2 protein-coding genes are annotated in these 1,141 nt (G+C 39.4%); both read left to right on the top strand.

Translation table 11 applies throughout. The features are described 5' to 3' along the window. Positions 1–406, top strand: a 406-nt coding sequence (locus N9I19_RS24850) for a DUF5643 domain-containing protein (protein ID WP_317779347.1), incomplete at its 5' end; no start/stop codon positions are given. A 296-nt stretch (positions 407–702) separates the two neighbouring features. Beyond that, positions 703–933, top strand: a complete 231-nt coding sequence (locus tag N9I19_RS24845) for a DUF3953 domain-containing protein (protein ID WP_214809758.1) — start codon at positions 703–705, stop codon at positions 931–933. Positions 934–1,141 lie beyond the last annotated feature (208 nt).

Here is a 1,141-nt window from a genome sequence, read left to right as displayed (position 1 = left end):
ACAGCAAGCAGAAGGGATTAAGCTTACTGTTTCGGAACTAGCTCTGAGTCCTTCCGGTGTTGGACTTTCGTATGAGGCATCTGAAAAAGGGAATTTGGATGATGAATTGGGAGCGTCCTATATAGATTTCCGTATGACGGACGAAAATGGTAAAGAAATCATCTCGCATTCAGGTCCTGTTACAGGTAAACGCCATAAGGGGAGAATGGTGTTTAATGGGATGAATAAATTTGATCCCATCAGTGAGGATATCAAGGAATTGACGATCACACCTTATTTAGCACTTCCAACGGATGGAGGAGGAGTGGAACTTGACGAAAATGGTGAATCTAGAGAGTTGGATTTTAAAGGGGATTCTTTACAGCCTGTCGAGTTTGAAACTTTTAAAGTGAAAATACCACAATGAGAACCTAAGTGAATCACCCAAGAGCTTCTCTTGTAAAAGACTTAAGGTTGCTGCAGCAACCTTTTTCTTACGGAACTAAGGGGCAGGTTAGGAAGATTGTGAAGGGTTGTACTTAAACTAACGGGTGCGTTAGCTGAAGATCGGAGCTGCCTTTAAGGCAGCTTTTTATTATGGAACTATCGGGGCAGGTTAGTGAAAGAAGGACTTTCCATTTTCCACACAAATGAAAAGGTGTTAAATGGTATGATTAAATAAAAAATCGTACAAAACTTAATTTTTTAGGGGGAAATATATTCTTGAAAATAGTTAGAATTATCTTAGCAATAATTGTTCTTGCTTTATCAGCTTATCTGCTAATTACTGAAAACTTTGAGTTTATGCCGTATTTAATGTTGATCTCGGGGGCAATTATGTTAGTGAGAGGATTAGCTGAACTTCAAAAAGATAGAAAAGGAGGATTTTTGGGGTGCGTAGTTGTCTCATTATTTCTTTTCTTTGTTTCAATACAGGGTTTCTTAATGAACTAACGGGTGCTTTAGTTCAATAACAGGGGTTGCTGCGGCAGCCTTTTTCTTATGGCACTAACGGGGCAGGTTAGTGCCATATGAATAAAAAAGTAGCCCGTAGGGCTACTTTCAGTTTGTAGACAAAAGGGGTCCGGAATTAAAAAATTCCGAACCCCTTTTTGAGATTCCCTTTGAATTTTTGCCTGAAGTTAGGAGATTGGGGCTCTAC

Source organism: Peribacillus sp. CSMR9, from assembly GCF_033141925.1.
GTDB classification, from domain to species: Bacteria; Bacillota; Bacilli; order Bacillales; family DSM-1321; genus Peribacillus; species Peribacillus simplex_A.
The sequence above is the reverse complement of the archived record's forward strand: the minus strand, read 5'-3'. Positions and strand labels throughout refer to the sequence as shown.